The following is a 16,249-nucleotide window of genomic DNA, read 5'->3' as shown; positions in this document are numbered from 1 at the left end:
ACAAGTATACGCGCCAGCATTGGAGCATTGAAAATCAACTCCATTGGCAGTTAGATGTTACCTTTGGCGAAGACACCGCTGCAATCAAGCGCGAAAATGCAATCGTCAATCTGCATATTATTCGCAAATGGGCGTTATTTCTGCTCAAGAAAGACCCTGATAAAATGAGCATCAAAAGAAAAAGAAAAAAAGCCGCACGAAATTTAGCATATCTCCAGACAATCCTTAAAAACTAACTTTTGGTGCGGAAGCCCTAAAGACTAAGGCAAAAAACGAAGGCGAAAGATTTTCTACTTTTTAGCCTAAAAGACAGAAAATCCAAACAGAAAATCACAACAGAAAACCCCATTTAATTGCCCTTCAAAGGGCTTTTAAATGGGGTTTTGGTATCGCTACCAAAATAAAGTCCTTAATAAAATCCTTGTGCTTTTATTGGAGGATAGATTCCAAAATCATCTTGCCATCGAGATTTGAAAGCAGCCCGTCGGCGGCGCGTTCAGGGTGTGGCATCATACCAAAGACGTTGCGCCCTTTGTTGCAAATGCCTGCAATGTGGTCGAGCGAGCCGTTGGGGTTTGCCTCTTGGCTAAGATTGGCTTGGCTATCACAATACTGAAAGAGAATTTGGTCGTTCTCTTGTAGGCTTTCTAAAATCGGGGCGGGTGCGAAAAATCGCCCTTCGGCGTGCGCAATCGGGATTTTATAGGCTTTTGTGGTATCGAGGCTCTGCGTAAGGAGGCTTTTTTGTGTCTTGGGTCTGATAAAGACATTTTTGCAGGTGAATTTTTGGTTCAGATTGCGCAACAAGCCGCCTTCTAAAAGCCCTGCTTCGGTCAGGATTTGAAACCCATTACAGATGCCCATAACATAGCCGCCGCGCTGGGCATGCCTGACGACTTCTTCCATAATTGGCGAAAAGCGTGCTATCGCACCTGAACGCAAGTAATCGCCATAGGAAAAGCCACCGGGCAGGACGATAAAATCACAACCTTGTAAGTCGTGGTCTTTGTGCCAAAGTTTGATAGTAGGTGCGCCCAAAGCCTGTGAAAGCGCATCAACCATATCTTGGTCGCAATTAGAGCCTGGGAATACGACAACGCCAAATTTCATGGAAAGAGAGAAGTTAGGGAAAGAGAAGGGAAATAAGAAAAGAACCCACCTTCTTTTCGCGCCTATTCGCTAAAAGAAGATGGGCAAAAGGGCTACTTTTTCTTGTTTTTGTCGGAATTTTTATCTGCTTTTTTGCTATCCTGCGCCTGACGCTTTGTCTGGTTTTGGCTTTGTGCCTCTTGTGCGGCATCTTGCATATTGCGCAAGGCATCATCCAAACGCTGACGGAACTTCGATTTCTTGGCACTGCCCGTAGCCGACTCTTGGCGGCGTTTGTCTAAAATGGCTTTTATTTTTTCCTCATTGACAAAAAACTTCCTAATCAAGACGTTTTGGCTTATCGTAATAAGGTTTGAAACCAAATAATAAAGCGTCAGACCCGAAGGAAAGCTATTCAAGACAAACATAAAAATAACAGGCAAGCCGTAAATCATAAACTTCATATTGATAGGGCTATTAGCAGGCGTGGTAGGGGTCTGTCCGCCAAAAGCCGTAACTGCAATCTGTGAAGCCGTCATAAGGACGGTAAAAAGGCTGATGTGTGCGCCATAGAAGGGGATAGAAAAGGGCAAATCGAGGATAGAGTCATACGTCGAAAGGTCGGCAGACCAAAGAAAATTTGCTCCTCTTAGCTGTATGATACTGGGGAAAAAGGTAAAGAGCGAGAGAAAGATAGGCATTTGCAGCAGCATTGGGATACAACCGCTTAAAGGATTGACTCCCAATTCACCATAAAGTTTCATCTGTTCCTGCGATTGTTTGCTCATATCATCGGGATACTTTTCGCGAATGGCGTTCAATTCAGGCTGCACCACTTTCATACGCGCCTGCGAGAGGTAGGCTTTGTAGGTGAGCGGCGAAAGCAAAAGTTTGATAAGCAAAACCATCACGATAATAATGACCCCGTAATTGCTGATGTAGTTTGCAAGGAAATTAAAGAGGTGCAAAATTACGTAACTGATAGGCGAAAGTACCTTCCAACCCAAATAGACATTGTTTTCAAAACCTTCACTTACCTGCTGACAAACTAAATAGTCGTTGGGTCCGAAATAAAAGCGCGTCTTTGCTTCGGGCTTTAAAGCGGCTAAGGGAAGACTTACCTTTGCGGTAAAACTTTTCTCAACTTGCTGGTTATCAGTTTCTACCGAGGAGGTAAAGGCGGCTTTTTCCATGCCCGTTTCTGCAATAAGGGCGGCATTGAAGAAGCGTTGTTTGAGCGCAAACCATTTAATTTTGCCTTCTACCTGTTCTTCTTCTTTTGAAGTAGAGGCTTCGGGGAGCTGGTCGAAATCGCCTTCATTCGTGTAAAAATTGACGGTAGATTGGCGGCGGCTCTGGTCTAAATCTTTTTCTAAGCGGCGTAGGTTGTACTGCCAATCGAGGGCAAGGGCAGGAGTCGCGATTTGGTCTTGAATGGCATCAAAATCGGCTTGGTAGCTCACCTGATAGCCTTTTTCATCTATGCTAAAAGTTTGGCTGATGGCTTTGCCTCCCAAAAGCAAGGAAAAAGTAATGCTTTTCTTATCGTCCGACACTTGGGCTTCAAAAAAGCGGCTCTCTAAGGGCAAGCCCTCTTTTTTCAAGGGCAGCGACCACTGAAAGCGGCTACTTTGTGCATCAAAGAGGAGCAGTTCGTTGCCCAAATAATCTTTGTATTGCTTCAAGGTTGCGGATTTTATCTTGCCGCCTTTGTTAGAAAAAGTAAGGCTTAGGTCTTGATTTTCAATCGTAAAAAGTTTTTCTTCGCCTTTGATACCTGCCGCCCAATCGCCTAATTGTGCGCTAAGGGCAGAGTCCGAAAGGGTCTGCAAAAGTTTTTCGACTTGGCTAATTTCTTGCTGCGGCAAGTCTGCCTTTTGTGTTAGGCTATCAGCCGAGATAGGCTGCGTTTGTTGGGTCTTTTCCTCATTGGGCTGTGGGCTTAGGAAAAGCATATAAAAGACCAACATGGCGGTTAGGACGACAAGTCCTACAACTTGATTTTTTTCCATTGCGTATTGCGAGAGATTTTAAAGCGCAAAAGTACAAAGAAAATCTCTAAAAGTAGGGGTCAAAAGGCTTTTTTTCGCCTCCTATCCTTTGGCTTAGTGGCAGGCTTGGATATAGTTTGAATATAGCTTGGATATACTTGGGCTTAATTTTCGTATCTTGCCCTCCCTTTTTCAAATCTGTTCATGGAAAAAATATACGAAAGCCATTGCGGTAGTTTGCTTTTTGATATAAAAGTCCCTTGTTTTCATATTATTTGGCAGGAGGTATTAAACCTACCTACCGTTGTGTCTTTCTGCGAGGCAATAGTGGAACAGCTACAAAAGCATCGCGTTTTTTTGCCCACTCTTGCTCACTTTTTTGCCGACACGCGCCAACTTTCTACCATTCCCGCCGACATTTCAACCTATTGGCGCGAGGTTTGGAATCCGCAAATGTATCAGGCAGGGGGACGCTATTTGGCAATATTGCCAGCAGAGGCGTTTTTTGCGCAGCTCATCTTGCAAGACTATGCGTGGGACTTAGGAAAAAATCGCCTCTATGAAGGGGAAATAGACGTGCGCTTTTTCCAAAGCGAAGAAGCGGCAAAAGTTTGGCTTATGCAGATGCGAGCTACTCCCGAATAGGGCGCAGCCAGATAACTTAACGGCAGCAAGAGGGCTTTGGTCTGAAAAGCAGCCCCTTTGGTCGGAAAAAGGCGTAAAGTGGTTTTGTATTTGCGCTGATAGCCACAAAAGAAAAGCGAAATGCAGACAGACTTTCCTTTAAGGCAAATAAAATAGCCCATTTAGGCGTTATAGAGGCGTGGTTTTTTCTTTTTTTTGTATCTTGTTTGCACCTTAAAAAGGCATACTTAGAAAAAAGTGTTACGCTTCTCTTATCTTTGTAGCCTCAGAGGGAGTAGCTTCTTGTTGCCTTCTTGCGAAAAAGAAGTGTTTTTCCGTTTTTGTTCGTTTATTCTAATTGCCCATACGCCCATTTTATATCCTCACTATCTATATGAAAAGACTGCTTCTACTTTTGTTCGTTTCTCTTGGCTGCTTTTTGGCTTCGAGTAGGATACAGGCTCAGGTCTTGCAGGGAATTGTTGCCATCAATAATGGCAGTAGCATCACAAATGACAAGGAGGGGCGTGTGGTTCTCAAAATCTTTGCCAAGGGCGCAGCCCAAATGCGTATCTCCAACAACGGTAGCTTTATTGGGGCAGTTTGGAAGCCCTACGAAACACAAATCAACTGGCGCATAGACCCTTCCGAAGACGGCATCAAGACCATCTTCGCCCAATTTCGCGATGCTTCGGGCAGCATCATTTCCGAAACGGCGATAGCACAAATCGAACTCGATACACAGCCGCCCACCAACTGTTTTGTTACAATCGCAGGGGGGGCGGAATATACCAATGCGCCCGATAGAAAAGTATTCATCGAATTAGGGGCAGAAGATGTCCAGCAAATGCGCATCAGCAATCGCGGCGACTTCCTCAATGCACGTTGGTATCCTTTCCGCAATCAAATTTCAGATTGGTATTTGGCAGGGGGCGAAGGTACGCGCTATGTCTATGCACAATTTAAAGACTTGGCGGGCAATCTTTCCGAAATCGTAAGCGATACCATTATCGTAGATAAAACGCCACCACAGCAGACGGGTTTTAAAATCAATGGCGGCGCACTTTTTACCACACAAAGAGAGGTAAAACTACAATTTCACGCCGAAGGTGCAGCCGAAATCGCCATCATGGGCGAATCTGAATGGATACCCTACACCAATGAAGTAAATTATACCCTGCCCGACGAAGACAAAGACCATGTAATTGTCGTTAAGTTTAAAGATAAAATGGGCAATCAGTCGAAGCCCTCCTATGGGCGTATCCGTTTGGATAGACAAGCTCCACAAAATCCGAAGGTAGTCATCAATGGAGGTAATAAATATACCAAAAGCCACCGCGTCAATGTCCGTTTGGCAGCCATCGAAGCCTTCGAAATCAAGGTCAGCAATCAGCCCGACCTACGCGATGCCGATTGGCGTGCCTATACCTATCAGCTTCCTGCGTGGAGTTTTCTCGACGTTAGCGACGGCACTAAAACGATTTATGTGAAATTTAGAGATAGGGCAGGAAACGAAACCGAAGTCATCACCGACGACATCATTTTAGACCAACAAGCACCCAGCAATCCACAAATCGCAATCCTGACCAAAGAAGGAAAAGAGGGCTATACAGGCAACAAAGAAGGCTTAGTAGATTTAAAACTCAATGCAGACGAAGCCCGCTATATGATGATTAGCAATGCAGGCAACTTTTTCGAAGGCAAGTGGGAAATCTACCGCGATAAGGTAGAAAATTGGAAGTTGAGCAGCGGCTCTGGCGATAAACAGGTCTTTGTCAAATTTCGCGACAAAGCAGGTAATATCACCGCGCCCATTTCGGCAAAAGTGGTCTTAGACTTAGAACCACCCATCGACACGCGATTGGCTATCAATAAGATGGCAAAATACACCAACCACCCCGAAGGAAAGGTCGAACTCTTCCTCTTTGCGCGAGGGGCAAGCCTATATGCAGCCTCTAATTCTGACAATTTTGAGGGCGCGAAGTGGGAAAAAATGACCGAACAGCCCGTTACTTGGCAGCTCGATAAGCCTTCGGTAGAAGGTTTGAAGAAAGTTGCCGTCCGCTACCGCGATGAATCAGGCAACGAAAGCCAATCCGTAACCGCTGAAATTATTTTAGACCGAAAGCCGCCTTATGATGTAGATTTGCTCATCAATAGGGGCGATACCATCACCAACCACCCCAATAAATACGTCATCTTACAAACTTCGGCACAAGAGGCAACGCAGATGATTATTTCAAGCAGCAGCGATTTTTCTAATTCGCGTTGGTTTAATTATATTGATGGTAAAAATATAAACTACATCTTGCCCGGTGATGACGGCATGAAAGAAGTCCATGTGAAATTTCGCGATGAAGCAGGAAACGAAACCGAACCTGTCATGGCGAAAATCATGCTCAAACGCACGCCGCCTATTGCAGGAACAGTCAAAATCAATGATGGCGACAACGGTACAAATTTCCAAGAAGTAACCCTAAGCCTCAACGCACAGGGCGCACATGAGATGATGCTTTCCAATCGCATCGATTTCCCTGATGCCAAGTGGGAGCCTTTCCAGCCCTCGCGCAAGTTTGTTTTGCAGGGTGAAGATGGCGTAAAATTTATCTTCGCACGCTACCGCGACAGAGCAGGAAATGTGTCGGAAATTATCTTTGACAAAATCGGCTTAGACCGCACTGCCCCTACCGAAGGCACTATTTCTATCAACAAAGGGGCGAAATACACCACCCAAATAGATGGCAAAGTAACCCTACAATTCCGCGCCAAAGGTGCTGCCGAAATGCGCGTAGGCAATAGCGAAAAATTAGACAGTGCCAAATGGCAGCCTTTCCGCGAATACCTACAATACTATCTGCCCAGCGAAGAAGATGGCGAAAAAACCGTTTGGGTACAATTTGGCGACAAAATCGGCAACTTCACCAAACCTATCGCCGCCAAGATTATTTTAGACCGCCAGCCTCCCTACGACGAAGAAATTGTCATCAATGCAGGCGAGCCGCACACCAATAAAAGGCAGGTCAAGATAGCCATTACCGCACAAGAAGCCTCCGAAATGATTATCAGCAACACACGCCATTTTAGCCCCCCCTCGCGTTGGCAGCCCTACAAAGGCGGCGAAGCCGTCTTAGATTGGACACTCACAGGCGCAGACGGCTACAAAAGCATCTATGTCAAGTTCAGAGATGAGGCAGGAAACGAATCCTTCGCGACCAGCTCACAAATCTTATTAGACACCGACCCGCCTATCCCCGGTTTGGTCAAAATCAATGGCGGCATGCCACGCACCAAAGACACGCATGTCAAGCTCACCCTCAATGCCAAACAAGCCGACTTTATGATGATTTCCAATTCCTTCAAATTCGAAGGCGCAGTATGGGAAGAATACAAAGGACAGGCAGATTGGGTCTTGGATTCTACCACGCCCGGCTATAAGCGCGTCTATGTCAAGTTTAAAGACAGTATCGGAAACGAAACTGCCCCTATTTTCGCCGAAATTAGCTTCGACTCTATGTAAGGTTTTGAGGCAAGACTGCCTAATTCAATTAGATTAGGTTCTAAAAATTATCGCCTTTTGTACGGACAAGGTAGTGCCTTGTCCGTATGCGTGCCTTATCGGAAGCGAAATTGAAATAAAACAAGGTTTTCAGACCTGAAATCAAACTCAAACCAAATTTTATTTCGCATAAAACTCAAAAACACAAGTTTTTTTGTAAAATCTCATAAAATTGGAGCAGCAGTAGCATCTCTCTACGCCTTTTATTTTTTAGTCCGAAAGGGCAAAAAAATAAAATTCAGCTCTTTGAATTGCTAAAAAAAACAAAAAAACGCTATCTTTGCCTATTGAAAACAACCCTAAGCAGGGTCTTCTGCCTACTTTACCATGTAAGGTTTCTTTTATTTCGGTTTTAATATGAATATCTATCTCAAATTAGTATTGCTGTGCCTTTTCATGGTATTATTTGCCAGTGGGTCGCTATACTATTTTGTTAATGAAGAAAGCCGTCAGACGCTCGAAACGCAAATCGCTGTCCGTTTAGAAAGACAGTCTTCTTTTGCTGTGAGTAGCATCGACCGCTTTATCTTCGAAAGGCTGATAGATATAAAACAACTTGCCCAAGACCCTATCCTAACGCGCGAAGATAAAATCGATACCGCCGTTGTAGCAGACCGCCTTAAAGAATTAAAACTTAAAAATCCGCTTTACGAATCTATTTCCTTTTTTGATAACAACCGTCTGCGCGTCGCCGATTCGGAAAACAACAAAGTAGGCGAAACACACGCCTTAGAGGGTTATTGGAAAAAAATAGACGGCGACCATGAAGTCGTCATGGACATCGACCGCTCCGAATCGCTCCAAAAAGTAGTCTTTCACTTTGCCTCAGTAGTGCGCAATGACTACGGCGAACGCTTAGGCGTTATTGTTTCGCGCGTAGATGTCAATAAGATGCACGAAATTATAGAGGAGATTTTGGTGCAGGATTCGCTCATGCAGGTAAAAAACGTCGACCTGATAGATAGAGATGGCTTTTTGCTCTATTCCAACCACAATCCCGAAGGGCTACTGACCCAGAAATACGACCAAGCAGAAGTGCTAAAATACTTCAAAGAAACCGACGAACATTATCACGAATTTGACGACAAACTTTATTTTTATACCAAAGAAACAGGATATAGCAGTTATGCAGGCAGCGATTGGGCTATGATTATCGCTGTGCCGCGCGAGGTTGCCTACAAGCCCGTCTATGAATTGCGTTTTCAGGTCTTGCTTACACTTATCCCCGTTATTTTGCTTTCGGTTGTGCTTGCTTTGCTCATAGCACGTTTTTTCGTAAAGCCCATTGTAAGCCTAACCAATGTTGCCCAGCAGATGGCAAAAGGCGATTTAGATGCCCATCTCAAATACAGAGGCTCTGATGAAATTGGCAAATTAGCCGAAAGTTTTAGTAAGATGGCAGCCACTATCAAACTCAAAATCAAGGAGCAAGAAGATGCCAATGCCGAACTAAACGCCATCAATGAGCGCATAGAAACCAAATATGCGCAAATCAATGAGCAAAAAATAGAGATAGAATTGCAGCGCGACCAAATCGAGATGCAAAACTCTGCCCTCAATGAAGCCTTCAATGAAATTGAAAAGCAGAACAAAGCCATCACCGCCAGCATCAACTATGCCGAGCGTATCCAACGTTCTACTTTGCCCGACCATGAAATTTTTAACCAATACTTCCCCAAATCTTTCGTCCTATACAAACCGCGCGACATCGTAAGTGGCGATTTTTATTGGTTTGATGAGGTAGAAAAGGAAAACGAAAAATATTTGGTCATTGCCGTAGGCGATTGCACAGGGCATGGCGTGCCGGGGGGCTTTATGTCTATGCTTGGCAATAATTTGCTCACCACCATTGTTTCTTTGGCTTCCATCACCGACCCGATGGAAATTTTAAAGGAAATCAACGACGACATCCGCAAGATGCTCCACCAAGACAGTCAGGTAGAAAATAGCCGCGACGGTATGGAACTTTCCCTTTGTACCATCAATTTGAAGACCAAGCAGCTCTTTTATGCAGGCGCAGGCAGACCGCTCTACCTATTCCGCGAAGGGCAGTTTATAGAATGTAAAGGCGATAGGGCTTCTTTGGGCGGCGTTACGGCTATCCAGCGCAAGAAAAACACAATCGGGGAGCTAAATTTGCAGGTTCATCAATTCTACCTGCAAGAAAACGATGTCATCTACCTTTTTTCAGACGGTTACAAAGACCAATTTGGGGGCGAAGACGGCAGAGTTTATTCCTCTAAAAGGTTTAAAAATCTACTCTATAAAATCCATCAAAAACCGATGGAAAAACAGCGCGAACTTTTGGCACAAGAATTAGAAAATTGGAAAGACGGACGCAAGCAAACCGACGATATTGTTGTGTTGGGTTTCAAAGTTTAATTTTTTTTAGATTTGTTCCAAATTGTGCAAAAAATGCGTTTTCCCTATTTTTTCAAAACGCTACTCGCTATCTTTGCGTAAAATAAAGCATACGCCATTTTCTTTTCCTTATGTCTAAGCCACTTTTATATCGCCCTTTTCAGACGGCTTTTTTCAGAGCCGCTTGGACTGCGATTGCCTTAGCCCTGACATTTTTAATGGCTCATTCGCTCACTGCCCACTCACATGCAAGAGCGGAAAGCAATAGAGAGTTGGTTTGGAAGAAAGCAACCGCCACTTATTTTGGCGTTGGCTTTGAAATGTGGCTCAACGTCCTGACCTTAGATTTAGGAACAGAACACCTAAGCCATTTTGTAACAGAAAAATACCAAAAAGAAACAGAACTTTCCAAACAAAAAAAGCAAAAGGCAACCCAAAACAAGGCAAAATTATTTTATATACAAAACTACCAGCAACGCCTTGCCCTACAAAAATCCTATTGGAGTTGGATAGGAAAGGTAGCAGATGGGACGCTTTTTTCAAAAAATAAGTCTTTTTTTAAAACTATTTTAGCAAGATATTTTTCGTCTCGATTTTCACAATTTACGCTTTCCACTTCGAAAGCCTACTTCTTTTCCCTGCAAGAGCATTTGGGGAAAAACATTTGGATTGGACGTGCGCCACCCTGCATTTTTTAAGGTCAAATCCAAAAGCTATCAGTTCCCTATTTTCTAAAAAGTCTGGCAGGCAGGAAATTTTTATACAAACATAAAAAGTTCCTGACGCATCAAAACGCTTTTCAATTCAAGAAAAAAGCGGGAACAATTCCAATTCCTCACTCCCCTTTACTTTCCTATCATGCTCGACAATCTTATCGGATTTTCTATCCGCAATAAGCTCATTATCAGCATCTTAACTTTGGTATGGATTGGCTTCGGACTCTATGCGGCTTTTCAATTACCCTTAGATGCCGTTCCCGACATTACCAACAATCAGGTGCAAATTGTTACGCTCTCGCCTGCCCTTACGCCGCAGGAGATGGAGCGATTCGTAACACAACCCATAGAAATGGCAGTGGCAAACGTACCCAACGTAACCGAAATTCGCTCCATTTCCAAGTTCGGACTCTCTATCGTTACGGTGGTTTTCAAAGAAAGCGTGCCTATTTTGCAAGCAAGGCAGCTTATTTCCGAGCAGCTTAAAATTGCTGAAACCAACATTCCTGCCTACATTTCGCCCCCCGAATTGATGCCCATTACAACAGGTTTGGGCGAAATATACCAATACACGCTCACGCCCAAAGAGGGCTATGAAAACCGTTACTCCCCTACCGATTTGCGCACCATTCAAGATTGGCTCATCAAAAGGCAGATGGCAGGCATTGAGGGCGTGGTAGAAATTAGCTCTTTTGGGGGCTACCTCAAACAGTACGAAATTAGTGTTTCGCCCGAAAAACTGCGCAATTTAGACCTGACTATCAACGACTTATATGATGCCCTTGCCAAAGAAAACCAAAATGCAGGAGGCGGTTATATAGAAAAAAACCAACGCCGCTACTATGTGCGAGGCGAAGGGCTATATGAAAATTTAGACCAAATCAGACAAACCCTGCTGACCAAAATTGGCGACAAACCCATCTTGATAGGCGATATTGCCGAAGTCAAGTTTGGGGCTGCCCCGCGCTTAGGCGCAATGACCCAAGACGGAAAAGGCGAAGCCGTAGGTGGCATTGTTTTGATGCGAAAGGGCGAAAATTCGTATCAGGTGGTAGAAAGGGTAAAACAGCGCGTGGCGAAGATACAAAAAACGCTACCCGAAGGCTTAGAAATTCAGCCTTACTTGGTGCGCTCCGATTTGATTTCGAAAGCCATCAATACGGTGAGTCAGAACCTTATCGAAGGGGGCTTGATAGTGATTTTTGTCTTGGTCTTGCTTTTGGGCAACCTACGGGCAGGCTTTGTCGTCGCTTCGGTGATTCCGCTTTCTATGCTTTTTGCCCTTTCTATGATGCACCTTTTTGGCGTGTCGGCAAATTTGATGAGTTTGGGTGCGATAGATTTTGGTCTGATTGTCGATGGCTCGGTGATTATTGTTGAAAATATGGTGCATCATCTACACCAACATTTTGCAGGGAAAAAATTAGACCAAAAACAAATGGACAATGCCGTTTTTAGCTCTTCGGTGCAAATCCGCAGTTCGGCGGCTTTTGGCGAAATTATTATCCTGATGGTCTATTTGCCTATCCTAACTTTGGTAGGAATAGAGGGCAAGATGTTCCAACCTATGGCGCAGACGGTCATTTTTGCCATCTTGGGCGCATTTATCCTTTCGCTTACTTATGTCCCGATGATGTCGGCGTGGATTTTATCTAAAACGGTAAGTGAAAAGGCTACATTTTCCGATAAATTGGTCTTGAAATTACAAAATCTCTACCGCCCGATTTTGGAAAAAGCCTTAGCCCTTCGCCTGCTTTTGGTAGGATTTACTGCCTTTCTTTTTGGGTTGAGCCTCTGGATTTTCGCACGCATGGGGGGCGAATTTATCCCTACCCTCGAAGAGGGCGATTTGGCAATGCAAATTGTGCTGCCCGCAGGAGCGGCTTTGGAAGAGAGTGTCAAGACTTCTGACCAAGCCGCCAAGATTCTCAAAGCGAATTTCCCCGAAGTAAAAAGTGTGGTAGCTAAAATAGGCACAGCCGAAATTCCGACCGACCCTATGTCCATCGAGGATACCGACGTGACGATTCTCTTGAAGCCAAAGTCTGAATGGGTGTCGGCAAGCGATAGGAAAGTATTGGTAGAAAAGATGAAAGAAAAGTTAGCCGTCTTAGCGCATGCCAACTTCGAATTTACACAGCCTATCGAGTTGCGTTTCAATGAACTTATTACGGGTGCAAAATCCGACATCGCCATTAAAATCTATGGCGAAGACCTCAACCTTTTGCACCAAAAGGCAAAAGAAGCCGAGCGCATTATCCAAAATGTGCAGGGCATTGGCGACTTGCGCGTGGAGCAGACCGTAGGCTTGCCCCAAATTGTGGTCAGACCCAAACGCGAGCAGTTGGCACAGTACGGTCTGACGCTGCAAGATTTGAATCGCATCTTAGAAACTGCCTTTGCAGGGGCAGTAGTGGGGCAGGTCTTTGAAGGCGAAAAAAGGTTTGATTTAGTCGTTCGTTTCGATGAGCAATACCGCAACGACATCGAGCAGGTGCGAAACCTTTATGTGCCGTTGCCTCAAAACCAAACGCCAAATCAGACCCAGAGTCAGGCTCAAAATCAGGCAGTTATCCAACTTCCGCTTTCCGAATTGGCAGAGATAGGCTTTGAAGAATCGGCAGCTCTCATTTCGCGCGAAAACACGCGCCGCCGCATTACCATTGGCGTAAATGTGCGCAACCGCGACGTGGAAAGTTTGGTAGGCGAAATTTCGACGCTTTTAGATGCCCAGCTCAAATTGCCTACGGGCTATGAAATTCGTTATGGGGGGCAATTCGAAAACTTGCAAGCGGCAAAAGAACGCCTCCTGATAGCCGTTCCGCTTGCCCTGCTGCTTATTTTTGTCTTGCTATACTTCACCTTTCACTCTTTGGGGCAGGCTCTGCTTATCTTTTCGGCAGTCCCACTTTCGGCGATAGGGGGTATTTTGGCTCTTTGGTTGCGCGATATGCCTTTTAGCATTTCGGCAGGTGTGGGTTTTATCGCCCTTTTTGGGGTAGCGGTTCTGAATGGTATCGTCTTAATTGGTCATTTCAACCATTTGGAAAAGAAAGGCAAAAACCTACGTGAGCGCGTCTTGGAAGGCAGTGTTGATAGGTTGCGCCCTGTCTTGATGACGGCAGCCACTGCCGCTTTGGGCTTCCTGCCGATGGCAATTTCTACGGCGGCAGGGGCAGAGGTGCAAAAGCCTTTGGCTACCGTTGTGATTGGCGGCTTGATAACAGCGACTTTTCTGACGCTTTTCCTATTGCCCATTTTCTATCAGTTTTCGTATGCTTTTTCCGAACAGATAGCCAAAATCAAACCCCAAAAACCGCTAACAACGGTGCTTTTTTGGGGCTTGCTGCTATTTTCGGGTGCAAATTTGGCAAATGCGCCACTCCATGCCCAAACACAAAAACAGGATACCCTTTATCTCGACCTCGATGGGCTAACGGCACAGATGGAAAAGGCACTTTGGTTGGAAGGTGAAAATTTGCAAATCCAAGCCGCACGTAAGGAGGAAAAAACAGCCTTTCTACTGCCCAAAACGGATTTTACACTCCAATATGGGCATATCAATAGTGCCTTTCCGACGGATAGGCTTTGGCAAATCAACCAAAATTTGCCCTTTCCTACCCTTTTTGCAGCACAGAAAAAAGCCCTACAAGCGCAAACGCAAAGCCTTGAAGCCTTCAAAAAGCTTAAAATTGTAGAAGCCAAACGCGAACTCCGCCTCGCCTATGCCGCTTGGCAGCACAATGCCGAAAAAATCATACTCCTACAAAAACAAGATAGTCTTTTGCAGGAATTAGAAAAAATTGCGACGCTAAGGCTGCAAAGTGGTGAAACGGACGCGCTCGAAACCCAACTTTTTGCCTTGCAAAGGGCGCAAATTGTGCAGGAACGCCTCCTTTTAGAAGCGGAAAGAAACGATTTCATCACAACCCTCAATAAGTGGGCGGCAAATGCACAAAACTTCCTACTCCCTTTGCCTACCCCTCATCTGCGTCAGAGGCTACAAAGTCCGCTCCCTTTGTCCAACGCCGCCGATACAAGCAAAATAAAAGGCAATGCCTTTCTTTCCTACTTTCATACACAAAGCCAACTGAAAGAACGCCTTTGGAAATTAGAAAAGCAAAAAATGCTGCCCGATTTGCAGATAGGGGCTTTCAATATTGGGTTTGAAGGCGAGGTAAGGGCGAGCTATAATGTCTTGCAAATAGGCATTTCTATTCCGCTTTTCCTTGCGCCTTATCGTGCCGCCGCAGAGAGCAAACGGCAACAATGGCAGGCAGCCACAGAAACGCAACGTTGGCAGCAGCAAGTTCTGACGCAAAACTATCAAGCCTTGCTTCTCAAAAGGCAGACTTTGGAGAAAAATATCGCGCTCTTCGAAAGTTCGCAGCGAAAAGTGGCGCAAAACCTATTAGACTTGGCAGAAAAACAGTATCGCGCAGGAGCTACCAACTATTTGCTGGTAGGCGAAGCGCGAAAGCAAGCCTTACAGGTAGAGATGCAGTATTTGGATATGATTTTAAAATACAATCAAAATACAGCAGAAATTTTATTCTTTTTAGAATAATAACTGCATCTTATGGATTTGCCTTTCAGCCTGCCTCTCTCTTTTTCTTTATCCTTACGAAATTATCTCGATATGAAAAATACTTCATCTTTCCATTTTCCCTACCTTTTGGTAGCCCTCTTTTCGAGCCTCCTTCTGCTTTTGGGCAGTTGTGCCGATAGCGAAACAACAACCGAAGGGCAAAATCAAGCCAATCCTACCCAAAATAAAACAACCGAAGAGGCGGCGGCACTGCTTCTCACAGAGGAACAGGTAGCAACCTTAGGCATCAAATTGGGAAAACTGACGACTCAAAAAGTCAATCAGGAAATTAGAGCCACAGGGACGCTCCATCTGCCGCCCCAAAATCGCGCCTTTGTCAGTGCGCAGGTGGCAGGAAAAATCACACAAATACCCGTTCATGAGGGCGACAGGGTGCAAAAAGGGCAGGTTTTAGCCTACCTCTCCGAGCCTTCACTTTTGCTCTTGCAGCGCGATTTTCTTACCAAAAAAGAAGACCTCGAACTAAAAAGAAGTGAATTAGAACGCCAAAAAACGCTAAAAGAAGGAAATGCAACAGCGGAAAAAAACTATCAGCAGGCGCAGGCGGCTTACCAAACAGCCTTAGCCGAATATGAGGCACTCAAAGCGCAGCTTCAAGTTTTAAACCTCAATCCGAACACACTTACGGCACAAACGATACAGTCGCAAGTGCCTATCATTGCCCCTCTTAGCGGTTCGCTCTATCAAATTAAAGCCAACTTAGGCGAGTTTGTGGGTCAGGAGCGGGTACTATTCGAAATCCTCAATCAGGAACATCTGCACTTAGAAATTTTGGTCTATGAAAAGGATTTGTCGCACCTCAAAGTGGGGCAGACCGTACATTTTACCCCTGCCAATCAGACCTTAGCCCCCGACGAGGCACTGCCGCAAGCAAAAATTTATGCGATTGCCGAAAGTGTAGAGCCTGCCTCCAAGACGGTACGGGTGCATGCCGAAATTCCCAAAACGCAATTTCGCCACTTCAAACTCTTGGCAGGCATGTATGCGCAGGTGCATATCCAAACGGTGGAGGCGCAGGCAGAAGTCTTGCCACAAGCGGCTATCCTAACCGAAAAAATAGAAGAAAAAGGTAGCCTACAAGTGCAGTCTTTTGTTTATGTTTTGAAGCAAAAGACAAAAGAAGGGTATGAATTTGAAAAAGTGCCGCTCCTTATGCAAGGTGAAACTGACGGCTGGGCTTTGGTGGAAAATCTGCCCCCAACGTGGCGCGAAAAAATGCAAACGCAGGAGATTGTGGTTGTGCAGGGCGCGTTCTACCTACAAAGTGCCGCCACTAAGGAGGAATGATAAAATGACAAGGTGA

The 16,249-nt window shown here is 45.0% G+C and carries 8 protein-coding genes and 1 pseudogene; 7 read left to right on the top strand and 2 right to left on the bottom strand.

All coding sequences use genetic code 11. The annotated features are described in order from the left end of the window. Positions 1–236: pseudogene (locus G500_RS25915) on the top strand (ISAs1 family transposase); the annotation flags it as partial. 193 nt (positions 237–429) lie between these two features. Here the strand turns inward: G500_RS25915 and purQ are convergent. Together purQ and yidC are read right to left on the bottom strand one after the other, a co-directional pair. Further along, positions 430–1,110 carry a phosphoribosylformylglycinamidine synthase subunit PurQ gene (gene purQ / locus G500_RS0101520; RefSeq protein WP_027001318.1) on the bottom strand — a complete coding sequence of 227 codons (681 nt, stop codon included), beginning with the start codon at positions 1,108–1,110 and terminating at the stop codon, positions 430–432. A 92-nt stretch (positions 1,111–1,202) separates the two neighbouring features. Next, positions 1,203–3,101, bottom strand: a complete 1,899-nt coding sequence (yidC, locus tag G500_RS0101515; protein ID WP_027001317.1) for a membrane protein insertase YidC — start codon at positions 3,099–3,101, stop codon at positions 1,203–1,205. Positions 3,102–3,284: 183 nt separating this feature from the next. Here yidC and G500_RS0101510 point away from each other — a divergent pair, with 183 nt between their 5' ends. From G500_RS0101510 to G500_RS0101480, 6 genes are all read left to right on the top strand, one after another. After that, positions 3,285–3,725, top strand: coding sequence for a hypothetical protein (locus G500_RS0101510; RefSeq protein ID WP_027001316.1), 441 nt, complete (start codon positions 3,285–3,287; stop codon positions 3,723–3,725). Positions 3,726–4,098: 373 nt separating this feature from the next. Beyond that, positions 4,099–7,221, top strand: coding sequence for a hypothetical protein (locus G500_RS0101505; RefSeq protein ID WP_154656972.1), 3,123 nt, complete (start codon positions 4,099–4,101; stop codon positions 7,219–7,221). A gap of 396 nt (positions 7,222–7,617) precedes the next feature. Beyond that, entirely contained in the window at positions 7,618–9,642 is a 2,025-nt protein-coding gene (locus tag G500_RS0101495) for a SpoIIE family protein phosphatase (protein ID WP_086047769.1), read from the top strand. A gap of 110 nt (positions 9,643–9,752) precedes the next feature. Beyond that, positions 9,753–10,319, top strand: a complete 567-nt coding sequence (locus tag G500_RS0101490) for a hypothetical protein (RefSeq protein ID WP_027001313.1) — start codon at positions 9,753–9,755, stop codon at positions 10,317–10,319. 160 nt (positions 10,320–10,479) lie between these two features. Then, the gene (locus tag G500_RS0101485; RefSeq protein ID WP_027001312.1) at positions 10,480–14,904 is read left to right on the top strand and encodes a CusA/CzcA family heavy metal efflux RND transporter; all 4,425 of its coding nucleotides are present in this window, start codon (positions 10,480–10,482) and stop codon (positions 14,902–14,904) included. A gap of 72 nt (positions 14,905–14,976) precedes the next feature. Then, on the top strand, positions 14,977–16,233 hold the full coding sequence (locus G500_RS0101480) for an efflux RND transporter periplasmic adaptor subunit (RefSeq protein WP_161626059.1): 1,257 nt from the start codon (positions 14,977–14,979) through the stop codon (positions 16,231–16,233). Positions 16,234–16,249 lie beyond the last annotated feature (16 nt).

The sequence above is a fragment of the Hugenholtzia roseola DSM 9546 genome (assembly GCF_000422585.1).
In the GTDB taxonomy this organism is placed as follows: domain Bacteria; phylum Bacteroidota; class Bacteroidia; order Cytophagales; family Bernardetiaceae; genus Hugenholtzia; species Hugenholtzia roseola.
This window is presented reverse-complemented; position numbering and strand designations above follow the sequence as displayed.

Bases quoted from the DNA above. Each gene is read 5' to 3' on its own strand.
- G500_RS0101495 (WP_086047769.1), top strand. From the start codon at position 7,618: ATGAATATCTATCTCAAATTAGTATTGCTGTGCCTTTTCATGGTATTA.
- G500_RS0101510 (WP_027001316.1), top strand. From the start codon at position 3,285: ATGGAAAAAATATACGAAAGCCATTGCGGTAGTTTGCTTTTTGATATA.
- purQ (WP_027001318.1), bottom strand. From the start codon at position 1,110: ATGAAATTTGGCGTTGTCGTATTCCCAGGCTCTAATTGCGACCAAGAT.
- G500_RS0101480 (WP_161626059.1), top strand. From the start codon at position 14,977: ATGAAAAATACTTCATCTTTCCATTTTCCCTACCTTTTGGTAGCCCTC.
- G500_RS0101490 (WP_027001313.1), top strand. From the start codon at position 9,753: ATGTCTAAGCCACTTTTATATCGCCCTTTTCAGACGGCTTTTTTCAGA.
- G500_RS0101505 (WP_154656972.1), top strand. From the start codon at position 4,099: ATGAAAAGACTGCTTCTACTTTTGTTCGTTTCTCTTGGCTGCTTTTTG.
- G500_RS0101485 (WP_027001312.1), top strand. From the start codon at position 10,480: ATGCTCGACAATCTTATCGGATTTTCTATCCGCAATAAGCTCATTATC.
- yidC (WP_027001317.1), bottom strand. From the start codon at position 3,101: ATGGAAAAAAATCAAGTTGTAGGACTTGTCGTCCTAACCGCCATGTTG.